This window comes from Streptomyces sp. NPDC006335 (assembly GCF_040612795.1).
Taxonomy (GTDB): Bacteria; Actinomycetota; Actinomycetes; order Streptomycetales; family Streptomycetaceae; genus Streptomyces.
In genome coordinates, this window is record NZ_JBEXQX010000036.1 from 1 (window position 1) to 20560 (window position 20560).

Below are 20560 nucleotides of genomic sequence, written 5' to 3' on the forward strand. Positions count from 1 at the left end.
TGGGCCGCGTCCACCAGGTGCTCCAGAGCGGTACCGCGCGAGCGGACGTCGCCGTCTTCCGGCAGACCGGCTATGCTGCATATCCCGCTCCGCGGGATATGCAGCGCTGGCGCGCTGCATAGGTAGCGGCTCCGCTGACGCTCCGCCAGATTCCCCCGCAAGCGGGGGAATCGAATTCCGCAAGCGGAATTCTGAGTGCGTTTCAATTCGCGCAAGCGCGAATTGATGGAATCCCGCAAGCGGGATTCCTGGGGCTGGCGGTAAGGGGTGGGTGCATCACGCTCGGGTCTGTGTAGGGCTTGGGATTTTCAGCCACCACCTCTGCAGCGGATGTGACAGGCCGTCGGTCTGGCGAGGTGCCGGCCTCGCTGTAGTGACGGGTTCCGCTGCGCTCCACCCTGAACCCCTCCCCCACCGTACCTGTCCCGGCATGTTCACCTATCGCCCTGTCAGCATAGAGGGCAGTCGACTGTTCCTGGGTGAGGTCGAGCCCCTGTGCCATCCTCGGGTGTGAAGTTGGCGTACAGGTTGATGCATCACGAGTCGTGACTGTGTAGAGTCTGGGATCAGATGCTACACCCCTACCGCCGCGCACCTTGCGCCTGAATTCTATTTGTTATTACGCGCTGCATTCCGCGAAAAAGGAGAACACGGGGCATGGCCGTGAAGCTGCGTGATCACCAGATCGAGGCCGTTTCCGCCATTGTGCGGGGTCTTGATGTTCCGCCGGGCGGTATTCCCTGGAATGGTCTTCGCGGGCAGGTGCACGCGGCGTGTGGCACGGGGAAGACGATTATGGCTGCGGCGTCGGCGAGGCGGCTTGTGCCCCGGGGGCGTGTGCTCGTGTTGGTGCCGACGCTGGACCTGCTGGCGCAGACGGTGAGGGCGTGGCACGAGGCTGGGCACAAGGGGCCGGCGGTGGCGGTGTGTTCGCTTCAGGACGATCCGGAGTTGTGGTCGTTGAGGGTGCGCTCTACGACGAACCCGATCCAGTTGGCGCTGTGGCACGGGCAGGGGCCGGTCACCATCTACGCGACGTACGCCAGCCTGGGTGTTCTGGCGGAGGCGTTCGAGGGTGTCTACGGCCAGAAGTTGGACCCGGTAGACCTCGCGGTAGTTGATGAGGCCCACCGGACAAGTGGCTCGATGGGTAAGGCGTGGGCGGACATCCACGACCAGACCGTCATCCCGGCCTCCCGGCGGCTGTACCTGACGGCCACACCGCGAATCTGGGAGGAGCGGCTCAACCGGGAAGTCGCCGAAGGGGTGCGGGATCCACTGCCGCGGGAAATGGCGGCCTCCATGGACGACGAGAAGGTCTTCGGGCCCGTCCTCTACAAGCTCTCGCTCGCCTCTGCCGTCTCCCGGGGCCTGTTGGCGCGGTACCAGATCATCGTCCTGGAGCTGAAGGACCCCGTCGTCACCCCGGAGAAGCTGATGGGCGAGGAGCGGCGCAGCGAGGAAGTGCGCGGGCAGCGGCTCGGAGCCCTGCAGGCCGCGTTGCTGCACACCATGGCGCAGCACGACCTGTCGACGTGCATCACCTTCCACCACCGCACCATCGAGGCACAGGCCTACGCGGAAGGACTGGAGCGCGTCGCAGCCAAACTGCACGCCGACCAGCCCGAGACCTACCCGAAGCGGATCTGGGCGAACTGGCTGTGCGGCGAGCACGTCCCCGAACGCCGGCGGGAGGTCCTCGGCTCGTTCGGGGCTACGGCGCAGCGGGCCGTGCTCTCGAACTGCCGCGTTCTGGGAGAGGGTGTCGATATTCGAAGCGTGGATTCGGTTGCCCTACTTGACCCCAAGGGAGCGCCGCACGACATCGTCCAGGCCATCGGCCGGGCACTCCGACAGAAGCCCGGACAGGGCAAGCTCGCCTCCCTGATCGTGCCCGTCTTCCTACAGCCGGGAGAGCAGCCAGAGGATATGTTCACCTCCGGTTCCTACCGGCCCCTGGTGAAAGTCCTGGAAGGACTGCGGGCCCACGATGAAGAAGCCGTCGAACTGCTCGCGATTCCCCAGGAGCCTCAGAAAGACGTCGCGCAGCCGTCCGTGAACATCGGCTCTGCGCCCGAGGAAGGCGAAGCCGAATCCCGTCTCCTGCTCCGTTTTGCCGCCCCGCGCGACCCGGTGATGGTCGCCGACTGGGTCTCCTTCAACGTCATCGACACCGAACGCCAGGACTGGGCCCGCGGCTGGGCGAAGCTGAAGACATACGTCGAACGGGTCGGGAACGCCCGCGTGCCCTACGGACACCGCGAAGGCGCGACACCCCTTGGGCAATGGGTCGCGGAACAACGGCGTGCCTACGCGGCTGGGGAGATGAGCGGGCTGCGTGCCCGCCGACTCGAGCAGCTCGGCATGGTGTGGTCGGTGACGGACGAGCGGTTCCAGGAAAACCTCGAAGCCGCCAAGGCCTACTACGAGCAGCACTGGACACTGTGCGCTCCCAGGTCGGCAGCGATGCTGGACAGGCCGTTGGGGATGTGGCTCGCGAATTTGCGGCGACCCGGTGCACTGGACGGGCACCCGGAGTGGAAGACCGCGCTGGAAGCCGTGGACAAGGACTGGAACCCGCCATGGTCGGCCGACTGGCAACGCCACTACGCCGCACTACGCGAGCTCCTGGCCGATGAACACGGACAGGCTGGTGAGACCGAGGTGCTGCCCGGGTTCACGGTCCACGGCATGGACATCGGGAAATGGCTCGCCCGGCAGCGCAAGCCCGAGGTCTGGCAGGCCCTTCACGACGGGCAGCGCGAACGCCTGGAACAACTCGGCATCACACCTCCGGCCCCAGAGTCCAAGGCGCCCGCCACGGCGCCCCAGACGGCCTTGAGCGCCTTCGAGAAGGGCATTGCGGCTCTGGCGCAGTACAAGACCCGGGAAGGGCACGTGACCGTCCCGCGGGGGCACGTAGAGCAGCTCGAGGACGGCACCGAAGTCCGACTCGGCGTGTGGCGCAGCAACATGCGCAGCAGGCGAGACTCGCTGCTCGATGCACGCCGCCAGCTGCTCACGGACCTCGGCCTGTTCGGCTGAAGGGGCGGGTCAGTGGCTGGGCGGCGCGCTGCACGGGGCCTTCAGGTGCTGCTGAACGGGCGGCTGGTGTGCTCTACCTCGTGCCGCTTTGCTCAGGAAACCGGCTCGGGAACCTCACCCGGCCTGACCGGCACGATCTCGACACGGGTACAGCCCACGGCCTTGAGCTCGGTGCGGCGACGCTTCGCCGACCGTTTGTCGTACCCGCCGGCCGACGCCTGCGGGGTGCCGTCCGGGTCGGTCCACAGCAGGCCGTAGTGCTGCATCACGCTCGTCATGGAGATCACGCTTCCCCTCCCCCGGCGACCGTAAGCACACCGCGCGAAGCGCACCGTGGACCACCTTCACCGCGCGGGACGCGCTGGGGCTGAAATGGGTCCTTGGGGTAAGGAATGGGATAAGTTTGTGGTTAAGCAATACGGGTCCTGACGTGAAGGTGCAGGCAATGGCATCTGAAGAAGAGCTGTTCGCGTCCGTCGACGCTCTGCTGAACGAGGAGCCGCACCTGCCGCCGCCGGCGGAGCGTGCCCGGCTGCGTGAGGCCGCCGGAATCACCCAGGCCCGTCTGGCCACCGCGTTGAAGACGACGACCCAGTCGGTGAAGAACTGGGAGAACGGCCGAAGCGAGCCGAAGTCGCCGCGCCTGGACGCCTACCAGCGGCTGCTCAACGGGTGGGCGGCGAAGTACCCCGCCCCCGGCGCAGCCCCTGCGGTCTCGGTTGTCGCGACGGCGCCGGCGGCACCCGCTGAACCGGCCGCGTCCGGAGTGGAGACGGCAGACACTCCGCAGGCTCCCGCCGTTCCAGCTGCGGTGCCGGCGCGCCCCGCCACCCCCCGGCCCGCCGCGGCATCGCGGCGACCGGCCCCGAAGAAGGCGGCGCAGCCCGCAGCCGATCCGCGGTTCCCGCACGGTCCGCTCGCCGTGCTGGACGGTGACGGGGCCGCGTACGGCGTCGGCGGGATCGTGCTCGACTGCCCGGCGACAAGTGTGGTGGAGCTGGTGGAGTGGACGCTGCGGGAGTCCGGGCTCGGTGCGCCGCGTCTGCACCGCAACGGCAAGGACAGCGACCCGCTGATCGTGCTCACCGCCGAGGCCGCCGTGAAGCTCGGACTGCCCGAGCGCCTGGAGGGCCATGAGCAGCGCCGCTCCCTTCGGCTGCCGGAGGATCATCCGGTGGTCAAGCAGGTGGTGAAAGCGAAGTGGCGGCTCACCCAGCGCGGGTTCGGCCCGTGGGCAAGGATCTACCGCAAGGTCCAGGGGCGCGAGCGGCAGTGCGTGCAGCTGGCGATCCTGTCCTGGGACGCCCTGGATGAGCGGTCCTGGCCCGGCGTTGCGGAGATGGAACCGGCCGACATCGCCCGCGTCCTGGGCGTGTATGCGCAGCGGGTCATCACGCCGCGTGGTTCTACGGCCGTGTCCGGGCTGGAGCTGATGACGGCGCTGCGGCCACCCACCCGTGCGGTGCAGGACCCGCAGACGGGGAACTGGGTGCCCGGCCACAACCCCGGCTCGCTGGGCACGGAGCCGATGGACCCGGCGCCGCCGGAGGCCACCCCCGAGCACCCCGTCGTCGTGGCCAGCGGCTGGAGCGGCGGGTTCCTGAACGAGGAGGCGTACCAGTGGGTGCGCGACGTCAGCCTGCTCACCGATGAGGAGTGCACGCTGCCGTACGCGGTCGGCCTGGATCTGAACACCGCCTTCCTCGCCGCCGCGGCCCGCCTGGTCGTCGGCCTGAGCGCGCCCGACCGCTTCCACGCCCCGGTGTTCAACCCGAAGATCCCCGGCTCCTGGCTGGTCGACCTCTCGCACGTCGAGGTGGACCCGCGCCTGCCCTCGCCGTTCACGCCGGACGGCACCCGGCCGACCGGGCCGGCCTGGTACCAGACCCACACCGTCGCCTACGCCCAGGAACTCGGCTACAACGTCACCCCGATCGAGGCGTACCTGCGCCGGGAGACCGGCGCGTACCTGGACCCGTGGCACGACCGCCTCAAGGCCGCCTACGTCGACACCCTCGCCGACCTCGGCGTCACCAAGGACCTCACCGACGCCCAGTTCCTGGCGGCGATGGAGCGGCACAAGGATGCCGACCCGGCGATGGCGGCCGTCCTCGCCGCCATCAAGGCCACCGTCAAGGGCGGCATCGGCAAGCTCCGCGAGCGCCCCCAGGGCAGGAAGTACCAGGAAGGCGAGCGGTGGCCGGCCCTGCAGCGGCCGACCTGGCGCCCCGACATCCGCGCCGCCGTCATCTCCAAGGCGCGGGTCAACATGCACCGCAAACTGCGCAACATGGCCACCATGACCGGCCTGTACCCCCTCGCCGTCCTCTCCGACTGCGTCGTCTACCCCTCACCCGGCGACAGCCCGCTCGCCTTCCTCCCCTACGCCGCCTCCGGCAAGCCCCAGCCCGGCGCCTTCCGCCTCGGACCCACCCCGGGCCTGGCCAAGCTGGAAGGCGTCCAGACGATGCTCTGGGCCGTCGACCTCATGGAACAGGGCTACAACCCCGCCCGCCACATCAAAGGCGGCGACGCCGTCCTGGACGAAGGAGAGTAAGCACTGTGGCCGGAGAGATCGACGACGCGATCGAGCGCGCCGACCGGGAGTCCTTCACTCGCCAGCCGCCCAAGACCCTCAAAGGGCAGATCGGCTACCTGATCCGGCAGTTGGGCAGCGCGAAGGCCGTCGCACGCGAGATCGGGGTCACCGCCGACTCCGTCAACCGCTATCGCCGCGGCGCCCGCAAACACGCCCGCCCCGACATCGCCGCGAAGATCGACGACGCGGTACGCAAGCGCTGGCAGCCCCAGGTCCGCAAACGCCGACAGAAGCAGGCCGCCACCACCGGCGGGATCACCGTAGAGACCAGGGCCCGCTTCGGGTACACCGCACCCATCGGCACCACCGACGACGGACGCTTCCGGCGCCTCACCGTGCATCTCCCCCCTGCCTACGCACAACGCCTGTTCGACGCCCGCGGGGCCGGGGCCAGCGACCAGCAGATGCGCGCGATCATCGCCGAAGGCCTCAAAGACATCTACTTCCAGGACAACGGAGCCCGCGCTCTGGAGCTCTCCGACGTCGCCCTCAACGACATCGACTACCTCGACCTCGACTACTGACCTGGGGTGGCCGACCAGTCAGGAGTTCTGACGGAGGACGGGGAGCTCATGTACGTGAGGTCAATGAGCGCCGATGCCGAGACTGGTACTCATTGACCTCACGTACATGAGTTCTGGTTCTTGGACCCGTTCAGGTTGCGCGGCGCAAAGGGACGACGACGTCCTCGCCGGTGCTCTTCTCGCTGAGCCGGTAGTAGCTGATGTGTGCGAGGCGCTCGGACTCCTCGAGCCACCCGGCCTCCACGACCTGGCGCCGGGTGCGGGAGAAGACGGTCGGGGACATGCCGACGAGCTTGGCGAGGTTGGCGCCGGTTTCGACGACGGCGCCGGCGCGGTCGGTGGGATGCATGGCGTAGAGCATGACGACCAGGCGCTGGTTGGCGGTCATGCCAGCCGTGCGGTGGAGGACGTCCAGGAGCTTTCGCTTGTCGTCGTTGTTCACTGGGCCTCCCACCACGAAGTGGACGTGTTGTCGAAGCCGGGGATGTCCGGCGGGTTGCACGACTTGATCGCTTCCCGTTGCTCGATCCCGGTCCCGTGAAAGGCAATGTACGGGCTGATCCGGTAGAGCCTGTAGTTGCCGATCCTGCCGCGCTCGATCAGGATGCGCCGCTTGAGCAGTTTTCGGTTGATCTTGCCGACGGCGTCGGCGGTCATCCCGACCTTCTTGGCGATGTCCGCGCCGGTCGCCCTCAGCGGTGCCATGCCCTGGGGAGAGACCCCGATCCACCACAGCACCAGGTACTTCTGACTCGGCGTGAATTCTTTGCTCTCAGTGATCGCCGCGACTCTCGCCTTGTCGACCTGGATGTGCTCGCCGGAGAAGGCATAGGGCGCATAGGGGATGGCCTCGCCCGTGTCCGCGTCGACGAGTCTGCGTACTGCTCCCAACGTGCCCTCCATGGCTGGGCATTGCCTCGACGTACATGAGCATCGGCTCTCAGGCCGACCAGATGAACTTAACGTACATGAGCAAGAAGTTCATGAACTCTGCTTCCAGGGCATGTCGCTCGACCTGACGCAGACCCCTCGCTCCGCCGTCCCGGCCCCAAATAAGGCGCCTCCTCATGAACGTGAGGTCAATCTACTCAGATCCTGCAACCGTGGTCACGGTTCTCAGGACATGGGCACTACGGCTGACAGAACTGCCTGCCCAGCTCCTGGAAACTGGGTGCACGATGCTGAGAACTGGGTGCCAGATCGTCAGATCTGGATGGGAAAGGGCGTATTTGCAGGTCAGGGCGCTTTCTACGCCTGCGCCCTCTCTAGCAGTAGGACAGGCTGTCACCTGCGGCTTTGCCCCGCACACACCGTGCCCTGCGAAGCAGTCGCACACAGCGCCCCTTGGTGCCTTCCTTCGGGGCGTCCCCATCGGTACCCCCACCCACAGTTCGGCAAAACGCCCCTCCGCCCCTCCCCCTCCCGAGCCCCCGAAAGCACGCCACGACGCGACCGCAGTCGACGAAGTACCCGTCACGTGTGCCTCCATCAACCCCCCACCAGCCCCAGCCACGCTGTCCTGGAACACCGCCCGGCAGGCCGCAGCCGCCTGATCAGCTGCGGCCCCCGTCGGTGCATCGGAGGCCCCCAGGGGCCGAGGATGCAGCGACCGGTAGGCGCGGAGAGCCGCCCATCCTCCGCTGCGCCGCGATGTCGACCTGTCAGCCGTCCAGCCACTGTGTGGGAGCGGTTCACAAAGACAGGACGGCGGCTATTACGACGTAATAGGCCGGGCGTACCGACCTGACACAACAGCAAGTCCTCCTAGCTAACGCGTCAATGCCACAAAGGATCATGCGACGTTAGTAAGGTGTCCCCCATGAGTTCTCCAGCCACCTCCAGCGACCGCGAGAAGGTCGTCTCCAAGCTGCCGGGATGGCTCCGGCAGAACCTCAAGATCAGAACCGCCCAGCACGGCATCGAGATCCAGGCCGCCGTCGAGCAGGGCATCCACGACTGGTGCAGCCTCGCCTCCACACCGGCGACCATCGACACAGCCGGCGCCGACTCCTTCTCGACCTTCCTGCCGCCCGGGCAATGGGAAGAGTTCCGGCAGGTCGCCGCAGACCGCGGCGTCTCCCTGATCCAGGGTCTGGCCCAGTCCGTTCAGCTGTGGCTCGACTCCAACCCCGCACCGGACGTTGCACGTCCTGAGATCACCCGTCGAATCATCGTCTGCAACCAGAAGGGCGGTGTGGGCAAGACGGCGATCACCGCCGGCCTCGGTGAGGCACTTGCCGAAGACCCCAACGCCCTCCACGCGGTTCGCGTCGCCAAGGCGCTCGCCAAAGCGCTGCGCGCAAGCGAGGCCCAGGCCGAGCGCGAGCCTGTCGGGGACCCGCTCGACGTCGAGAACCTTCCTGGCCTCGGGCTGCGCGTACTCCTCGTCGACTTCGACCCGCAGTGCCACCTCACCAATCAACTCGGGGCCACGCCTTTGCCGATGGACGGTGACAGCCTCACCGCCCACATGGCCGGTGCCCCCAAGGGCGATCTGCGCGATCTCATCGTCTCCATCGGAGAGGACACGTTCGGCGGCCGACTCCACCTTCTGCCCGCCTGTAACGACGCCTTCCTCCTCGATGTACGTCTCTCGGCAGTGCGGGCCCGGGAAGCCGCTCTGGAACGGGCGCTCGCCCCGCTCGAAGCCGACTACGACGTGATCGTCGTCGATTGCCCGCCCAGCCTTGGCCTCAGCATGGACGCAGCCGCGTACTACGGTCGGCGCCGCGACGGTGAAAAGCCGGGCCAGTCCGGTGCTCTGATCGTCGTTCAGGCGGAGGACAGCTCCGCCGACGCCTACGAACTGCTCACCACACAGATCGAGGACCTGCGCAACGACCTGCAGGTCGACATCGACTACCTCGGCATCGTCGTCAACCTGTACGACTCCCGCCGGGGCTTCATCGCCACCTCCTCCCTGCAGGGATGGGTCGACATAAAGGACCCACGGGTTGTCGGTCTCATCGGGGACCTGAAGGAACAGAAGGAAGCAGTCCGAATGAAGCAGCCGCTGCTGTCGTACGCCCCCAAATCGCAGCAGGCGATCGGCATGCGCGCACTGGCCCGGGAGATCGCATGAGCAAGGCCGACCAGCTCGGCGCCGGCCGCTTCGGCGGCACCGCGCGCACCGTCAGCGCCCGCCGACAGGCCGTCGCTGCCGCGACCGGAGTACCCACTGAGGGTGTCGCCCCACCCACCGAGCTCCCCACCCATCGCATCAGCCTCAATCCCGACAACCCCCGTTCCGCCATGGGGGACCTCACGGAGCTCGCAGGCAGCTTGAAGACCCACGGCCAGAAGCAGGCGATCACGGTCATGAACCGCGACGCCTACATCAAGGCGAACCCCGGACTCGAAGCCGCCCTCGAGCCGGACACCACCCACGTTGTCGTCGACGGCAGCAGCCGCCTTGCCGCCGCCCGCGAAGCAGGCATCGCCGCCATAAAGATCATGGTCAGCGACGACCAGGGCGCCACCCCCGAGGAAGTCCTCGAATCCGCCCTCGTCGCCAACATCCACCGTGAAGACCTCGCGGAACTCGACGAAGCCCGCGCACTGCAACGCCTCCTGGCCATCCACGGCAGCCAGGTGGCCCTGGCCAAGCGGCTACACCGCTCCCAGGGATGGGTGTCACAACGCCTGGCGCTGCTCAACCTCACCGACGACCTCAAGGCCCGGATCGGCCAAGAGCCCATCGACCTGCTGCGCGCGGTCGGCGGCAAGCCGGCCGACCAGCAGGAGGCGGTGCTGGCGGAGTTGAAGGCTGAGCGTGCCCGGAAGGAGGCTGAGAAGCCCGCCCGTCGGCCGGGGAGGCGACGGAAAGCAGACGCGTCAGACAGCGAGGCTTCTGCCGGCACCACCGAGATCCGGGACCACAAGGGGAGCGGTGAGGGCAAGCCCGTGCCCGAACCGCGAGCGCACGCAGAGGCGCCGGAGCGAGAGCAACCGGCGAAACCGTCGGAGCAGGCGCCCACACTGCCCTATGACGACGCGGCGTTCATCGCGATGCACCTGCCCCGCAAGATGGAGAAGCCCGTCTTCTTCGAGATGCTCCAGCTCCTGAACCAGCAGGCGCAGGAACTGGATCCCGAGGAGTTCAAGAAGGTCCTGCACAGGTTCACCGGCCGGTCTGCGGACCCGGGCGCCCCAGTGGCTATTACGTCGTAATAGCCACTGCGCTCGCGGCTGGTTCGGCACCGGGTTTGCGGCCATACTGAAGGCGTCGCACTTTCGCGTACAGGTGTAGCAAGGCCCCGGCAGTCCGCCGGGGCCTTGCTGCTTTCCGCGTCTTCTCGGAGCCGGGGCCGGTCAGGCGACCGCGTGCAGGCCTCCCTTGCCCGGCTTCGGAGGACGCTTGGTGTAGCCGGGGACCTTGATCGGTGGAGGGCCGCCCACAGCGAGCAGCTGGGTCATCTCCTTCTCCAGCTCGGTCTGCGACTCGTAGCCCGCGACGGCCGGGTTGAGCGCGTAACGGTGGCCGCGGCCACCGCCCGAGCGCAGCACGATGCCGCGCTCGACGAGAAGGGCCATGGCCCGGCTCATGGAGGCCTGGCCCACGCCGAGGATCTCGTCGATCTCGGACTGGTTCATGCCGACGTCGCCCCCCGGCTGCTGGTGGGCCACCATCACCGAAAGGACGTCGATCGCCGTCGGCGTCAGCTGGAGCTGGTGGAGCATGCCCAGCAGGCCCGTGGTGTTGAAGAGCATGGCGATGAGTATCCCTTCCGTCAGCCGATCTGGGTCCGGGGGAACAGAGTGAGTTCGGGAGCGAGTTCGTCGGGGAACCGGGAGTCGAGGGCGAGGGCCCGCAGCTCGGTCAGGAAGTCGTACTGCTCCTGCCCGTTGCCGTTGTAGGCCACGCGGGGATTGAGGTGGTAGGCCGACCTCTTGGTCCTGCGGATCAGGTTCTTCTCGCACAGGGCGTCCAGCGCGTGGCCGATGCTGGTGCGCTTGACGCCCAGTTCCTGCGCGATCTCCGCGTGCGTGACCGAGATCCTGCCCTTCTTCTGGCGGCCGATGATGTTCGACAACACAGCCGCCTGCAGTTTCGTGATGGCGTTGTGCATCAGGCAGTACGGCAGCACACGGCGCAGGAAGTAGTTGCTGACGAGTGAGTAGCCGTCGGCACCGAGCATGTCGTGCGGCGGCCGCCGGTACACGGTCGTCTTCACCTCGTGCACCGGGGAATTGCCGAACTGTTCGGCGATCAGGCGCGCCAGGTCCGTGCCGTCATCGGCCCGTACGGGTCTGGTGCGTTGGTGTTCGGGCCCTGCGAGCAGTCCTCGCAGAGGCTGTGCCGCTTCACCCATGTGGGGGTCCTTTCGCATACAGGTGCTGGGCACTGTACGGCAAAAGTTGCGGCCATCCGCAAGTTAAGCGCCGGAGAGTTGCGACCGGTCGCAAGTCTGTGTCGGCCGCCGCCGACACACGTCCCAGGCGGGTGCGGAACCAGGTGGTCCGGCCTGGATCGGTGCAAACCGCTTCGCAGAGGGAAAGTTGCGGTTATTCGCATGTTTTCCGAGAGAGTTGTGGATAGACGCAAGTTTTCTCTCTGAATGTCGGTGGTCAATGACATTCAGAGAGGCGTAATGTCGGTGGCCACCGACATTTGCAGTCGTAAAACCGCAGGTCAGAGGCCGGTTTTCGGAAATCCCTCTTAATAAAAGAGGGGGCGTCTCAACACGGGTGCCCGACTTGCCCTGACTGGGCGGTTTTTGACGGTGGCTCAGCTCGCTTCGCGTGCGGCGCCGTTGAAGGGCAAAGGCCCTGGTCAGCAGCAGCGGTGCCGAGTCTCGGGTGGTGCCGGCCGTGACGGACACAGCAAGGGGAGGCGTGGTGGCGGTGGGGGAGTGGGCCGCCCTCCGGACCTCCGGCCCGGAGGGCTCCGTACCTCCGCATCCGGTCGGTCGGCCGCGGCCCGTCGCACCGTCCGTTCGTGGGCTGAGGCCGTGGGGTCAGGGCCGGATCGACAGCTGAAGGTGTGCGCGAACTCCTCAATGCGTGTGCGCGATCGGGGGAATGCATCCGCGCCGGTCTTCCTAGCGTGGACGCGGAGCCTGAGGAGCACGGTGCCCATGGCTGCCGTCGCCCCTCCCCGCACCCACCGACGAAGGAACCTTGAGGTGTTTCCATGACCGTCCTTCCCGAAGCGACCGCCAGGCACGAGGCATCCGCTGCCACCGACCTCCGGGCCGTGCTGGGCAGGGCGGCACAGGTGGTGGGCGCGGACCGGGTCACCTACCCCGACGAGGAGACGCACGGCACACCGGTCACCACGCTCGGGCCGAACGTCAGCCTCTACCGCTCGCGGGCCGTGTTCGGTGTCGTACGTCCGCGGACGGCCGAGGAAGTACGGCGCGTCGTCGAGCTGTTCGCCGACGGGGAGACCTCCGCCCGGCTGCACACCTTCAGCACCGGCGGGAACTGGGGACTGGGCTCGCGTGAGCCCGCCCAGGACGGAGCGGTCGTGCTCGACCTGTCCGGCCTCGACCAGATCCGCGACATCGACGTCGCCCAGGGATGGGCCGTCGTGGAACCCGGCGTCACCCAGGCCCGGCTCGCCCGGCTCCTCGAGGGCAGCGAGCGCATGCTGAACGTGACGGTCTCCTCCGCGCACACCTCCGTCGTCGGCAACGCCCTGGACCGCGGCGTGGGCCTGCGCCACCAGCGGGTGGAGGACCTCACGGGCCTGGAAGTCGTCCTGCCGAGCGGTGAGGTGATCCGCGTCGGCTGGTGGCCCGAGCCGAACCGTCACACCCCGGTCTACGCCCACGGCCTCGGCCCCTCGCTGGTGCAGCTGTTCGTCCAGTCCAGCCTCGGCGTGGTCACCGCGGCCACCGTGCGGCTGCTGCCGCGGCCCGAGGCACTGCGGGTGGTCCGGCTCAACTTCACCCCCGACAAGGTCGAGGCGGCCACCGCCGAGGTGCGGCGCTGGGTGAGCCAGGGCCTGGCGCGTGGCGTGGTGAAGATCTACAACGAGGCCGCGGCCAAGGCCTACGGCAGCGAGCCCGGCCAGTACCTGGTCCATGTGTGCGTCGACGGGACCCGGGAGGTCGTCGACGCGCTGAGCGGCATCGTCACCGTCGAGGCCGTCAAGTCCGGGCTGTTCAGCGCCGTGTCGGACAGCGACGCGAGCGATCCGGGCGCTGCCAACCATGACGTCGCGGTGCGCGTGGAGCGGGCGTACGCCGGTGATCCCGATCCGAGCGACGCGCTGTTCGAGGCCAAGATGGGTCGTCCGGCCGTGCGGCTGGACGAGGAGGGCGGCTTTCTGTTCTTCCTGCCGCTGGTGCCGTTCACCGGGACGGCGCTGGCGCGGACGGACGAGTTGATCGAGCAGGTGCGCGCGGAGACCGGCATCCGCTGCGGGGCCACCCTCAACGCGCTCAGCGCTGACGTCGTCGACTGCGTCGTGACGATGAAGTTCGCCCGCCAGGGCGAGGAGGTCGAGCGGGCCCACCGGGCGCTGGACCGGCTCTACGAACTCTTCGTCGCCGAGGGCTTCATCCCCTACCGCCTCGACATCGAGCACACCGAGTGGGCCGACCGGCTGGCCCCGGACGCCGGGGCACGGTCCTTCGCCCGGCACCTGAAGGACGCCGTCGACCCCCACCACGTCATCGCCCCGGGCCGCTACGCGTGAGCGCCACGCACTGACCGACCGCATCGCACGCACCGGACGCTGGGAGAGCGCCGCATGAGCCTGACCGAAGTTGTGGATTCCACCTCCGCCGTGACGGAGACCCCCCTCACCGCGGAGGAGATCCTGGCGCGAGCCCGCGCCCTGGCACCCCGGCTGCGGGAGCGTGCCGAGGACATGGAGAACGAACGGCAGTTGCCGGCCGACGTCGTCGAACTGCTGCGGGGGACCGGTGTCTTCCGTATGGCCCTGCCGAAGGCGTGGGGCGGTCCCGAGCTCGACGCCATGCAGCAGACGGAGGTGATCGAGGCCCTCGCCATCGGGGACGCCTCCGCCGCCTGGTGCGCGATGATCGGGATGGACACCCCGATCTACGCGGGCTTCCTCGCCGAGAACGTCGCCCGACGGCTGCTGGCCGACCCGGACGTCGTCACCGCCGGGGCGATCATGCCGATGGGGCGCGCCGAGCGGGTGCCCGGTGGCTACCGGGTCACCGGACAGTGGCACTTCGGCAGCGGGATCACGCACAGCACCTGGGTCGTCGGCGGTGTGCTGGTCACCCGCGGCGGCGAACTCGAGCCCGGCCCGGCCGGAGCGCCGGGCAACTGGCGCATCATCGTGGCCCCCGTCGAGGACTTCGAGATCCAGGACACCTGGTACACCACCGGCCTGGCCGGCTCCGGCAGCCGGGACTACCGCACGGAGAACCTGTACGTGCCCGAGGAGTACACGTTCAGCTTCGCCGCGCCCAGGGTCACCGGCGCCACCGCGACCTCGGACGCGGTCCTGCGGAACATGCCCGGCGTGCCGCTCGGGGTGGCCCGTGCCGCGATCGACCACGTGCGCCAGATGGCCGCGACCCGCGTCGACCGTGCCACCGGCACCCCGTGGTCGGAGAACTACCGCGTCCAGACGACGATCGCCCAGGCCGAGATGGACCTGTCCGCGGCCCGCTACGCCGTCTACGGCAGCCTGCGCGAGCAGTGGGAGATCCTCGAGGCCGGCGACGTGCCCACGCCCGACGAGCAGGTGGCGACCGTGCTGGCCCGGGTGGGCGCCTTCCGCACCGCCCGTTCCGTCGTGGCGTCCCTGTTCGACCTGGTGGCGACCGCCGCGGTCTACCGGCCCTCCGCGCTCGACCGCTGGCTGCGCGACCTCAACACGATGTGCCAGCACGTCATCGCCCAGGACCAGGTCATCCAGTCCGCGGGCGCCCATCTGCTGGGCGGTGTCCCGCACAACGCCTACAGCGTGGGCGTCGTCCACTAGCACCCCCACCGGGGCGGTGCTCCACCGTCGTACACCCGGCACCACACCACACCACACCGACAACGAGGACCAGCTCTTATGGCTACGTCAACCGAACCACCCCTCATCAACGACGGCACCGACGACATCACCGCCGCCCCGGCGAGCGCCGAGGCGAACTCCGGCTGGGGCGCGCGGCTGTGGGGCACGCTGATCGTGCTGTGCGGCGCCATGTTCCTCGACGCGCTCGACAACGCGATGGTCGGCATCGCCGTCCCGCCGATCCAGTCCTCCCTGGACATGTCCACCTCGGCCGTGCAGTGGGTCGTCAGCTCGTATGTGCTGGGCTTCGGCGGCTTCCTGCTGCTGGGCGGGCGCATGGCCGACCTGCTCGGCCGCCGCAAGGTGCTGCTGGTCGCGGTCGCCGTGTTCGCGGCCGCGTCGCTGGTCGGCGGCATCGCCAACAGCGGCGAGCTGGTGATCGCCGCCCGCTTCGTGATGGGTGTCAGCGCGGCGTTCACGGCGCCGGCCGGTCTGGCGATCATCATGTCGACGTTCCCGGAGGGTGCTCAGCGCAACCGGGCCGTCAGCATCTACACCGCCTGCGGTGCGGCGGGATTCTCCATGGGGCTCGTCTTCGGCGGTCTGCTCACCGAGATCGGCTGGCGCTGGACGTTCCTGCTGCCGGTGCCCGTCGCTCTGGGCGTGCTGTTCGGCGCGCTCGCGCTGGTGCCGCGTGATCCCGCGCGCGCCCCGGGCAAGCGCAAGTACGACGTGGCGGGTGCCCTCACCGTCACCCTGGCGATGCTGCTGCTGGTGTTCACCATCGTCGAGGCTCCCGCGGCGGGCTGGGGGAGTGCTCGTACGATCGGCGGCTTCGCCGTGGCAGCCGTCCTCGCGGTCCTGTTCGTGACGGTCGAGCAGCGCACCGCCGAGCCGCTGATCCGCCTCGGGCTGCTCACCAACCGCGCTCTGGTCGGCGCCGCCCTGGCGGCCGCGGCCATCCTCGGTACGTACATGAGCTTCCAGTTCGTCGGCGCGCTGTACATGCAGTCGCTGCGTGGCTGGTCGCCGCTGGAGATGGCGCTGGCCTTCCTGCCGTGCGGTCTGCTCATCGCCACCATCGCGCCGCGCGCCGGCAAGCTGGTCGGCCGCTTCGGCCCCGCGTGGATGATCTTCGCCGGGTTCGTCGCCTACACCGCGGCGTACCTGCTGTTCTGGCGGATCGGTGCGTCGTCGGGCTACGTCGGTGTCATCCTGCCGACCATGCTGCTGATCGGTGTGGCCTTCCCGTTCTCCTTCACCGGCGCCTATGTGCAGGCGACCAGCGGGGTGGACGAGTCCGAGCAGGGCGCGGCCGCCGGCATCCTGCAGACCGGTTACCAGGTGGGCGCCGCCGTGGTGCTGGCCGCGGTGACCGCGACCATGACCGCGGACGACGGCACGAGCAGCGTCACGGAGCGGCTCGACAGCTACCACGCCGGTATGTACGTCGTCACCGCCATCTCCGCGCTCACCACCCTGTTCGCGCTGGTCTCGGCGCTGCGGGGTGCGGCCCGCAAGCGGGCGGCGGCCGTCGCCGAGCGGTAGCGGTCCGCGCGGCGGCGCAGTTCGCCGACGACGGCACGACGAGGTGCGTGCCGAGATGCCACGGCGCCGGGCTATTACGCCGTAATAGCCCGGCGCCGGACGAGTACGTGCGGCCGTGATGTGTCGCGTGGGCTATTACGCCGTAATAGCCCGGCCCGAGCGCACCGCGCCGTCATGACGCGGAAACAGGACCGACGAGCCGAAGGAGTACGTCCGTTGGGGTCTTCGCAGACCATCCCCCCTCTCGGCCACGCCCGTGACGAGGACTGGGCCGTCGGGGCCTCGCTGCTGGTGGGTGCGCCGTTGCCCGATCCCGGTGTGGTGAACCTGGCCGAAGCACTGCAGCGGGCGGCGCGGCGCCGCAGTGGTCCGGCGATCTGCCACATCGGCGCGGACGGCAGCGAGTCCTGGAGCAGTTACGCCGAACTGCTGCGGGATGCCGCGAGGGTGCTCGGCGGTATCCGGCGGGCCGGGGTGCGACCGGGGGACCGGGTGCTGCTGCGGCTGGGCGACGACCATGAGCTGCTCACCGCGTTCTGGGCGTGTGTGCTGGGCGGCTTCGTGCCCGTGCCGATCGGTTCCCGCGACGGTCTCGACGGTCTCGAGGCGGCCTGGCTCGCCCTGCACCGTCCGTGGATCATCGCGGACGGAGCCACCGGCACCCGGCTGCGGGGCCCGGCCGAGGGGCCTCGCGCCTACTGGATCGGCAGCGTGGCCCGGCTGGGCAGCACCACCGGGCCCGTGGACACGACGCCGATGCCGAGTGAGTGGCACGACATCGCCGTCCTGGCCCTGACCGCGGGCAGCACCGGCAGTCCCAAGGCCGTCATGCTCAGCCACGGCAACATCCTGAGCCGGTCGGCGGGCACTGCCCTGGCCAACGGGGTGGGCGAGGAGTGCGTCACCTTCAACTGGATGCCGCTGGACCACGTCAGCGGGCTGGTGATGTTCCATGTGCGGGACGTGTGCGCGGCGGCCACGCAGATCCACGCGCCCCGGGAGTGGGTCCTCGCCGATCCGCTGCGGTGGCTGGACGTGATCGACCGGCACCGGGTGAATGCCGTCTGGGCCGCCAACTTCGCCTTCGACCTGGTGAGTTCACGGGTGGAGGCGGAGCCGGGGCGGCATTGGGACCTGAGCTGCGTGGCCTACGTCATGAACGGCGGCGCCCCGGTGAAGGCGCGCACGATCCGGCGCTTCGTGGCGAACCTGGCCCCGCACGGGCTGCCGGCGACCGTGATACGGCCCGGGTGGGGCATGTCGGAGACGTCCGCGGGCATCGTCGACCACCGGCTGGACGCGGCTGCGCTCGACGAGGACGAGCGGTTCGTGCCGGTGGGTGTGCCCCATCCCGGGGTCGCGGTGCGGGTGGTCGGCGAGGACGAGCGGGTGGTGCCCGCCGGGACGCTCGGCCACCTCCAGGTCAGCGGCCCGACGGTCACCCGCGGGTACTTCGGCGCCGAGGACCTGACCCGGCGAGCCTTCACCGCGGACGGGTGGTTCAGGACGGGCGACATGGCGTTCGTCGAGGGCGGGGCGCTCACCGTCACCGGCCAGGCCGACGACCTGATCCGGCAGGGCGAACGCGTCTGCCACGGGCATGAGATCGAGTCGCTCGTCGAGGACATCGAGGGGATCGCGGCCTCGTCCGTCGTGGCGTGCGCGGTCGCCGGTGGTGAACTGGCCGTCTTCTGCGCCCTCGTCGAGGGGGCCGACGCCGACCGGACCGCGCGGCTCGTCAAGGCCGCGGTCGGCACCCGGTTCGGCCTGGACGTCGCACATGTCCTGCCGCTCGATCCGCGGGACGTTCCCCGCACCCCCACCGGTAAGCCCAAGCGCGCGCAGTTGCGTGCGCTCTTCTTCCTCCCGGGCGCCCCCGACCGGCCGCGCCCGGCCCCCTTCAGCGAGGAGCACACACCGCCATGCAGCTGATGCACTACCCCTACGCCCTGGACGCGACGCAGAGCGCCGATGTCGTCAGGGAACTGGCCGACCGCCAGGAGATCACCGACGCCCTGCACCGGTTCGCGCTGGGCCGGGACGTGAAGGACCGGGACCTGTTCCGCTCGGCGTTCACGCCCGACGCCGCATTCGACTTCCGGCCGGTCGGCGCCCGGATCGGCCTGGAGTTCCCGCTGATGCGGGGCGTGGACATGATCGAGGCGTACGTTCTCAACCCGGACGTGGACCTCACCACCTCCCACGCGGTGACCAACTGCCGGGCCCGGATCACCGGGGACGAGGCGGGGCTGACCGCGCTGGTGGAGGCGCAGCACCTGCCGGGCGCGGATCACAGCCGCCATCTGCTGCTGAAGAACCTCTACGACGTGGAGCTGGTGCGCGACGGGCGGCGCTGGCTGATGCGGCGGGTCCGCGTCGACAACCTCTGGTACACCGGCGACCCGCAGGTGATCCTCGGCCGGTGACGGCCGCCCCCCGACGAGACGGAAGGAAGGCCCGCATTGGCCACCGACATCACGACCACCGCAACCGCCGTACTGCGTGACGAGGTCCGTGCGCTGGCGCAGGGGCCCCATTTCGCGGCGCTCACCACGCTGATGCCGGACGGCACTGCGCAGACGCAGATCGTGTGGGTCGCCGCCGACGGCGACCACCTGCTCGTCAACAGCGAGGTGGCGCGGCAGAAGGTGCGCAACCTGCGCCGCGACGCACGGGCCACGCTCATGATCTGGCAGCGCGACAACCCCTACCGCTACGTGGAAGTCCGCGGCCGGGTGGTGGGTGAGACGACGGGCGAGGCGGCCCGTGACCACATCGACGAGCTGGCCCTGAAGTACACCGGGCGCCCCTACCCGCCCGAGGACATCGGTTCGCCGAGGATCATCCTGCGGATCGCGCCGCAGCGGCAGTACGTGTGGGGGCACTGACCCCGGCCTCCTGCCCGGCCAGGTAGGAGCGATACCAGCCGGCCGCCCTGCCGAAGTCCTCGGCGAAGTCCGCGGCGGGCGTGGCGTCCAGCAGCTGCCACAGCCGGGAGGTGTCGTACCAGTGGTCCACCGTCAGCAACGACAGGCGCCGCTGCCAGCCGGGGTCGTCCCGCGTGCCGGGCCAGACGCCGGCCTGTGCGTGTGACACCTCACCGGCGGGCAGCGGCAGGTCGAGCGCCCGGGCCGCCGCGGTGAACAGCTCGTGGCCGGTGACCGGGTCGGGGCGGCCGACGTGCAGTGCCTGGCTCGTGGGCAGCTCGGGCCGCAGGGCGAGGGCCGCGATCACCCGGGCCAGGTCGTCGACGCCGATCACCGTCATCAGCGCCCGGCCGCCGTCCACCCAGTGCGGCAGCGCCTTCATGAACTGCGCCATGGCCGGCACCACCCACATGTCGCCGGGGCCGTAGACCAGGTGCGGACGCAGCACCAGGCCGCCCGCCGCCAGCCACCGCTGCTCGCCGGCCAGCCGGGTGATGCTCGTCGGTGAGCCGGGGCCGAGCGGTAACTCCCCTTCCGCCAGGCCTACATGGCGGCCGTCGCGGTACACGGCGGTGGTGCCCAACTGGATGATCCGCCGTACGCCACTGCGCTCGGCCTCGGCCAGCAGCGCCCCGGTGCCGACGTCGTTGACCGCCTGGCACTGGCGCGGGCTGCCGCCGATCTGCGAGGCCAGGTGCAGCACGGTGTCGACGCCGTCGCACAGGCCGCGCAGGGATGCGGGGTCGTCGAGGCTGCCTCGGCGGATCTCCACCTGGTCGGTGCGGGGCAGTTCGGGCCGGGAGCGGTGGGCGAGCAGCCGCAGCGCCGGACGGGGCGATCGGCGGTTCTCGGACGTCAGGAGTGCGGTCACCCGCGCGCCGATGAAACCCGTGCCACCGGTGATCAGTATGTGTCTCGGTGCCATGTGGTCATCCCTTTTAGCCATGCGGAAACGGTTCGGCAGGTCCTGGAGCGATCGGTGCGG

Annotated in this window: 17 protein-coding genes; 11 read left to right on the forward strand and 6 right to left on the reverse strand. The window is 69.3% G+C overall.

Translation table 11 applies throughout. The features are described from left to right. Positions 1-657: 657 nt before the first annotated feature. Complete coding sequence (locus ABZ098_RS44245) at positions 658-3045, forward strand: Helicase associated domain protein (RefSeq protein WP_356600646.1); 2388 nt, start codon at positions 658-660, stop codon at positions 3043-3045. A gap of 92 nt (positions 3046-3137) precedes the next feature. Here the strand turns inward: ABZ098_RS44245 and ABZ098_RS44250 are convergent, their stop codons facing one another. Beyond that, positions 3138-3323, reverse strand: a complete 186-nt coding sequence (locus tag ABZ098_RS44250; protein WP_356600688.1) for a hypothetical protein — start codon at positions 3321-3323, stop codon at positions 3138-3140. Between the two features lie 167 nt (positions 3324-3490). Here ABZ098_RS44250 and ABZ098_RS44255 point away from each other — a divergent pair, with 167 nt between their 5' ends. Together ABZ098_RS44255 and ABZ098_RS44260 are read left to right on the forward strand one after the other, a co-directional pair. After that, complete coding sequence (locus ABZ098_RS44255; RefSeq protein ID WP_356600648.1) at positions 3491-5602, forward strand: helix-turn-helix domain-containing protein; 2112 nt, start codon at positions 3491-3493, stop codon at positions 5600-5602. A 5-nt stretch (positions 5603-5607) separates the two neighbouring features. Beyond that, complete coding sequence (locus ABZ098_RS44260) at positions 5608-6168, forward strand: XRE family transcriptional regulator (protein ID WP_356600650.1); 561 nt, start codon at positions 5608-5610, stop codon at positions 6166-6168. A 130-nt stretch (positions 6169-6298) separates the two neighbouring features. Here ABZ098_RS44260 and ABZ098_RS44265 read toward each other — a convergent pair whose 3' ends face one another. Together ABZ098_RS44265 and ABZ098_RS44270 are read right to left on the reverse strand one after the other, a co-directional pair. Beyond that, entirely contained in the window at positions 6299-6610 is a 312-nt protein-coding gene (locus tag ABZ098_RS44265) for a replication initiation protein, RepL2 (protein ID WP_199578030.1), read from the reverse strand. Beyond that, entirely contained in the window at positions 6607-7059 is a 453-nt protein-coding gene (locus ABZ098_RS44270; RefSeq protein WP_356600690.1) for a MarR family transcriptional regulator, read from the reverse strand. Before ABZ098_RS44270 ends, ABZ098_RS44265 begins: the two co-directional genes overlap by 4 nt. A 928-nt stretch (positions 7060-7987) precedes the next feature. On the opposite strand from ABZ098_RS44270, the gene ABZ098_RS44275 reads away from it, so the two are divergent. Both ABZ098_RS44275 and ABZ098_RS44280 read left to right on the forward strand, forming a co-directional pair. Continuing rightward, positions 7988-9250 carry a ParA family protein gene (locus tag ABZ098_RS44275; RefSeq protein WP_356600652.1) on the forward strand — a complete coding sequence of 421 codons (1263 nt, stop codon included), beginning with the start codon at positions 7988-7990 and terminating at the stop codon, positions 9248-9250. Beyond that, positions 9247-10338 carry a ParB/RepB/Spo0J family partition protein gene (locus ABZ098_RS44280; RefSeq protein ID WP_356600654.1) on the forward strand — a complete coding sequence of 364 codons (1092 nt, stop codon included), beginning with the start codon at positions 9247-9249 and terminating at the stop codon, positions 10336-10338. Before ABZ098_RS44275 ends, ABZ098_RS44280 begins: the two co-directional genes overlap by 4 nt. A 141-nt stretch (positions 10339-10479) precedes the next feature. Here the strand turns inward: ABZ098_RS44280 and ABZ098_RS44285 are convergent, their stop codons facing one another. Both ABZ098_RS44285 and ABZ098_RS44290 read right to left on the reverse strand, forming a co-directional pair. Continuing rightward, on the reverse strand, positions 10480-10878 hold the full coding sequence (locus ABZ098_RS44285; protein ID WP_356600656.1) for a helix-turn-helix domain-containing protein: 399 nt from the start codon (positions 10876-10878) through the stop codon (positions 10480-10482). A gap of 20 nt (positions 10879-10898) precedes the next feature. Beyond that, positions 10899-11480 carry a replication/maintenance protein RepL gene (locus ABZ098_RS44290; RefSeq protein ID WP_356600658.1) on the reverse strand — a complete coding sequence of 194 codons (582 nt, stop codon included), beginning with the start codon at positions 11478-11480 and terminating at the stop codon, positions 10899-10901. An 821-nt stretch (positions 11481-12301) separates the two neighbouring features. Here ABZ098_RS44290 and ABZ098_RS44295 point away from each other — a divergent pair. The 6 genes from ABZ098_RS44295 to ABZ098_RS44320 all read left to right on the forward strand — a co-directional run bounded on the left by ABZ098_RS44295 (position 12302) and on the right by ABZ098_RS44320 (position 19536). Next, a complete protein-coding gene (locus ABZ098_RS44295) occupies positions 12302-13813 on the forward strand; it encodes an FAD-binding oxidoreductase (RefSeq protein WP_356600660.1) in 1512 nt (503 codons plus the stop codon). Positions 13814-13867: 54 nt separating this feature from the next. Continuing rightward, the gene (locus ABZ098_RS44300; protein ID WP_356600662.1) at positions 13868-15079 is read left to right on the forward strand and encodes an acyl-CoA dehydrogenase family protein; all 1212 of its coding nucleotides are present in this window, start codon (positions 13868-13870) and stop codon (positions 15077-15079) included. A gap of 78 nt (positions 15080-15157) precedes the next feature. Then, on the forward strand, positions 15158-16648 hold the full coding sequence (locus ABZ098_RS44305) for an MFS transporter (RefSeq protein WP_356600664.1): 1491 nt from the start codon (positions 15158-15160) through the stop codon (positions 16646-16648). 216 nt (positions 16649-16864) lie between these two features. Beyond that, entirely contained in the window at positions 16865-18580 is a 1716-nt protein-coding gene (locus tag ABZ098_RS44310; protein ID WP_356600666.1) for an AMP-binding protein, read from the forward strand. Then, the gene (locus ABZ098_RS44315; RefSeq protein ID WP_356600668.1) at positions 18571-19074 is read left to right on the forward strand and encodes a nuclear transport factor 2 family protein; all 504 of its coding nucleotides are present in this window, start codon (positions 18571-18573) and stop codon (positions 19072-19074) included. Before ABZ098_RS44310 ends, ABZ098_RS44315 begins: the two co-directional genes overlap by 10 nt. A gap of 36 nt (positions 19075-19110) precedes the next feature. Beyond that, positions 19111-19536 (forward strand): PPOX class F420-dependent oxidoreductase, encoded by a 426-nt coding sequence (locus ABZ098_RS44320; protein ID WP_356600670.1) that lies wholly within the window; start codon positions 19111-19113, stop codon positions 19534-19536. Here the strand turns inward: ABZ098_RS44320 and ABZ098_RS44325 are convergent. Continuing rightward, positions 19490-20500 (reverse strand): NAD(P)-dependent oxidoreductase, encoded by a 1011-nt coding sequence (locus ABZ098_RS44325; RefSeq protein WP_356600672.1) that lies wholly within the window; start codon positions 20498-20500, stop codon positions 19490-19492. The two genes, ABZ098_RS44320 and ABZ098_RS44325, sit on opposite strands and share 47 nt — an antisense overlap. Positions 20501-20560 lie beyond the last annotated feature (60 nt).

Coding starts and splice junctions, on each gene's coding strand:
- ABZ098_RS44305 (WP_356600664.1), top strand. CDS start 15,158: ATGGCTACGTCAACCGAACCACCCCTCATCAACGACGGCACCGACGAC.
- ABZ098_RS44300 (WP_356600662.1), top strand. CDS start 13,868: ATGAGCCTGACCGAAGTTGTGGATTCCACCTCCGCCGTGACGGAGACC.
- ABZ098_RS44250 (WP_356600688.1), bottom strand. CDS start 3,323: ATGACGAGCGTGATGCAGCACTACGGCCTGCTGTGGACCGACCCGGAC.
- ABZ098_RS44245 (WP_356600646.1), top strand. CDS start 658: ATGGCCGTGAAGCTGCGTGATCACCAGATCGAGGCCGTTTCCGCCATT.
- ABZ098_RS44280 (WP_356600654.1), top strand. CDS start 9,247: ATGAGCAAGGCCGACCAGCTCGGCGCCGGCCGCTTCGGCGGCACCGCG.
- ABZ098_RS44295 (WP_356600660.1), top strand. CDS start 12,302: ATGACCGTCCTTCCCGAAGCGACCGCCAGGCACGAGGCATCCGCTGCC.
- ABZ098_RS44315 (WP_356600668.1), top strand. CDS start 18,571: ATGCAGCTGATGCACTACCCCTACGCCCTGGACGCGACGCAGAGCGCC.
- ABZ098_RS44325 (WP_356600672.1), bottom strand. CDS start 20,500: ATGGCACCGAGACACATACTGATCACCGGTGGCACGGGTTTCATCGGC.
- ABZ098_RS44275 (WP_356600652.1), top strand. CDS start 7,988: ATGAGTTCTCCAGCCACCTCCAGCGACCGCGAGAAGGTCGTCTCCAAG.
- ABZ098_RS44290 (WP_356600658.1), bottom strand. CDS start 11,480: ATGGGTGAAGCGGCACAGCCTCTGCGAGGACTGCTCGCAGGGCCCGAA.
- ABZ098_RS44285 (WP_356600656.1), bottom strand. CDS start 10,878: ATGCTCTTCAACACCACGGGCCTGCTGGGCATGCTCCACCAGCTCCAG.
- ABZ098_RS44255 (WP_356600648.1), top strand. CDS start 3,491: ATGGCATCTGAAGAAGAGCTGTTCGCGTCCGTCGACGCTCTGCTGAAC.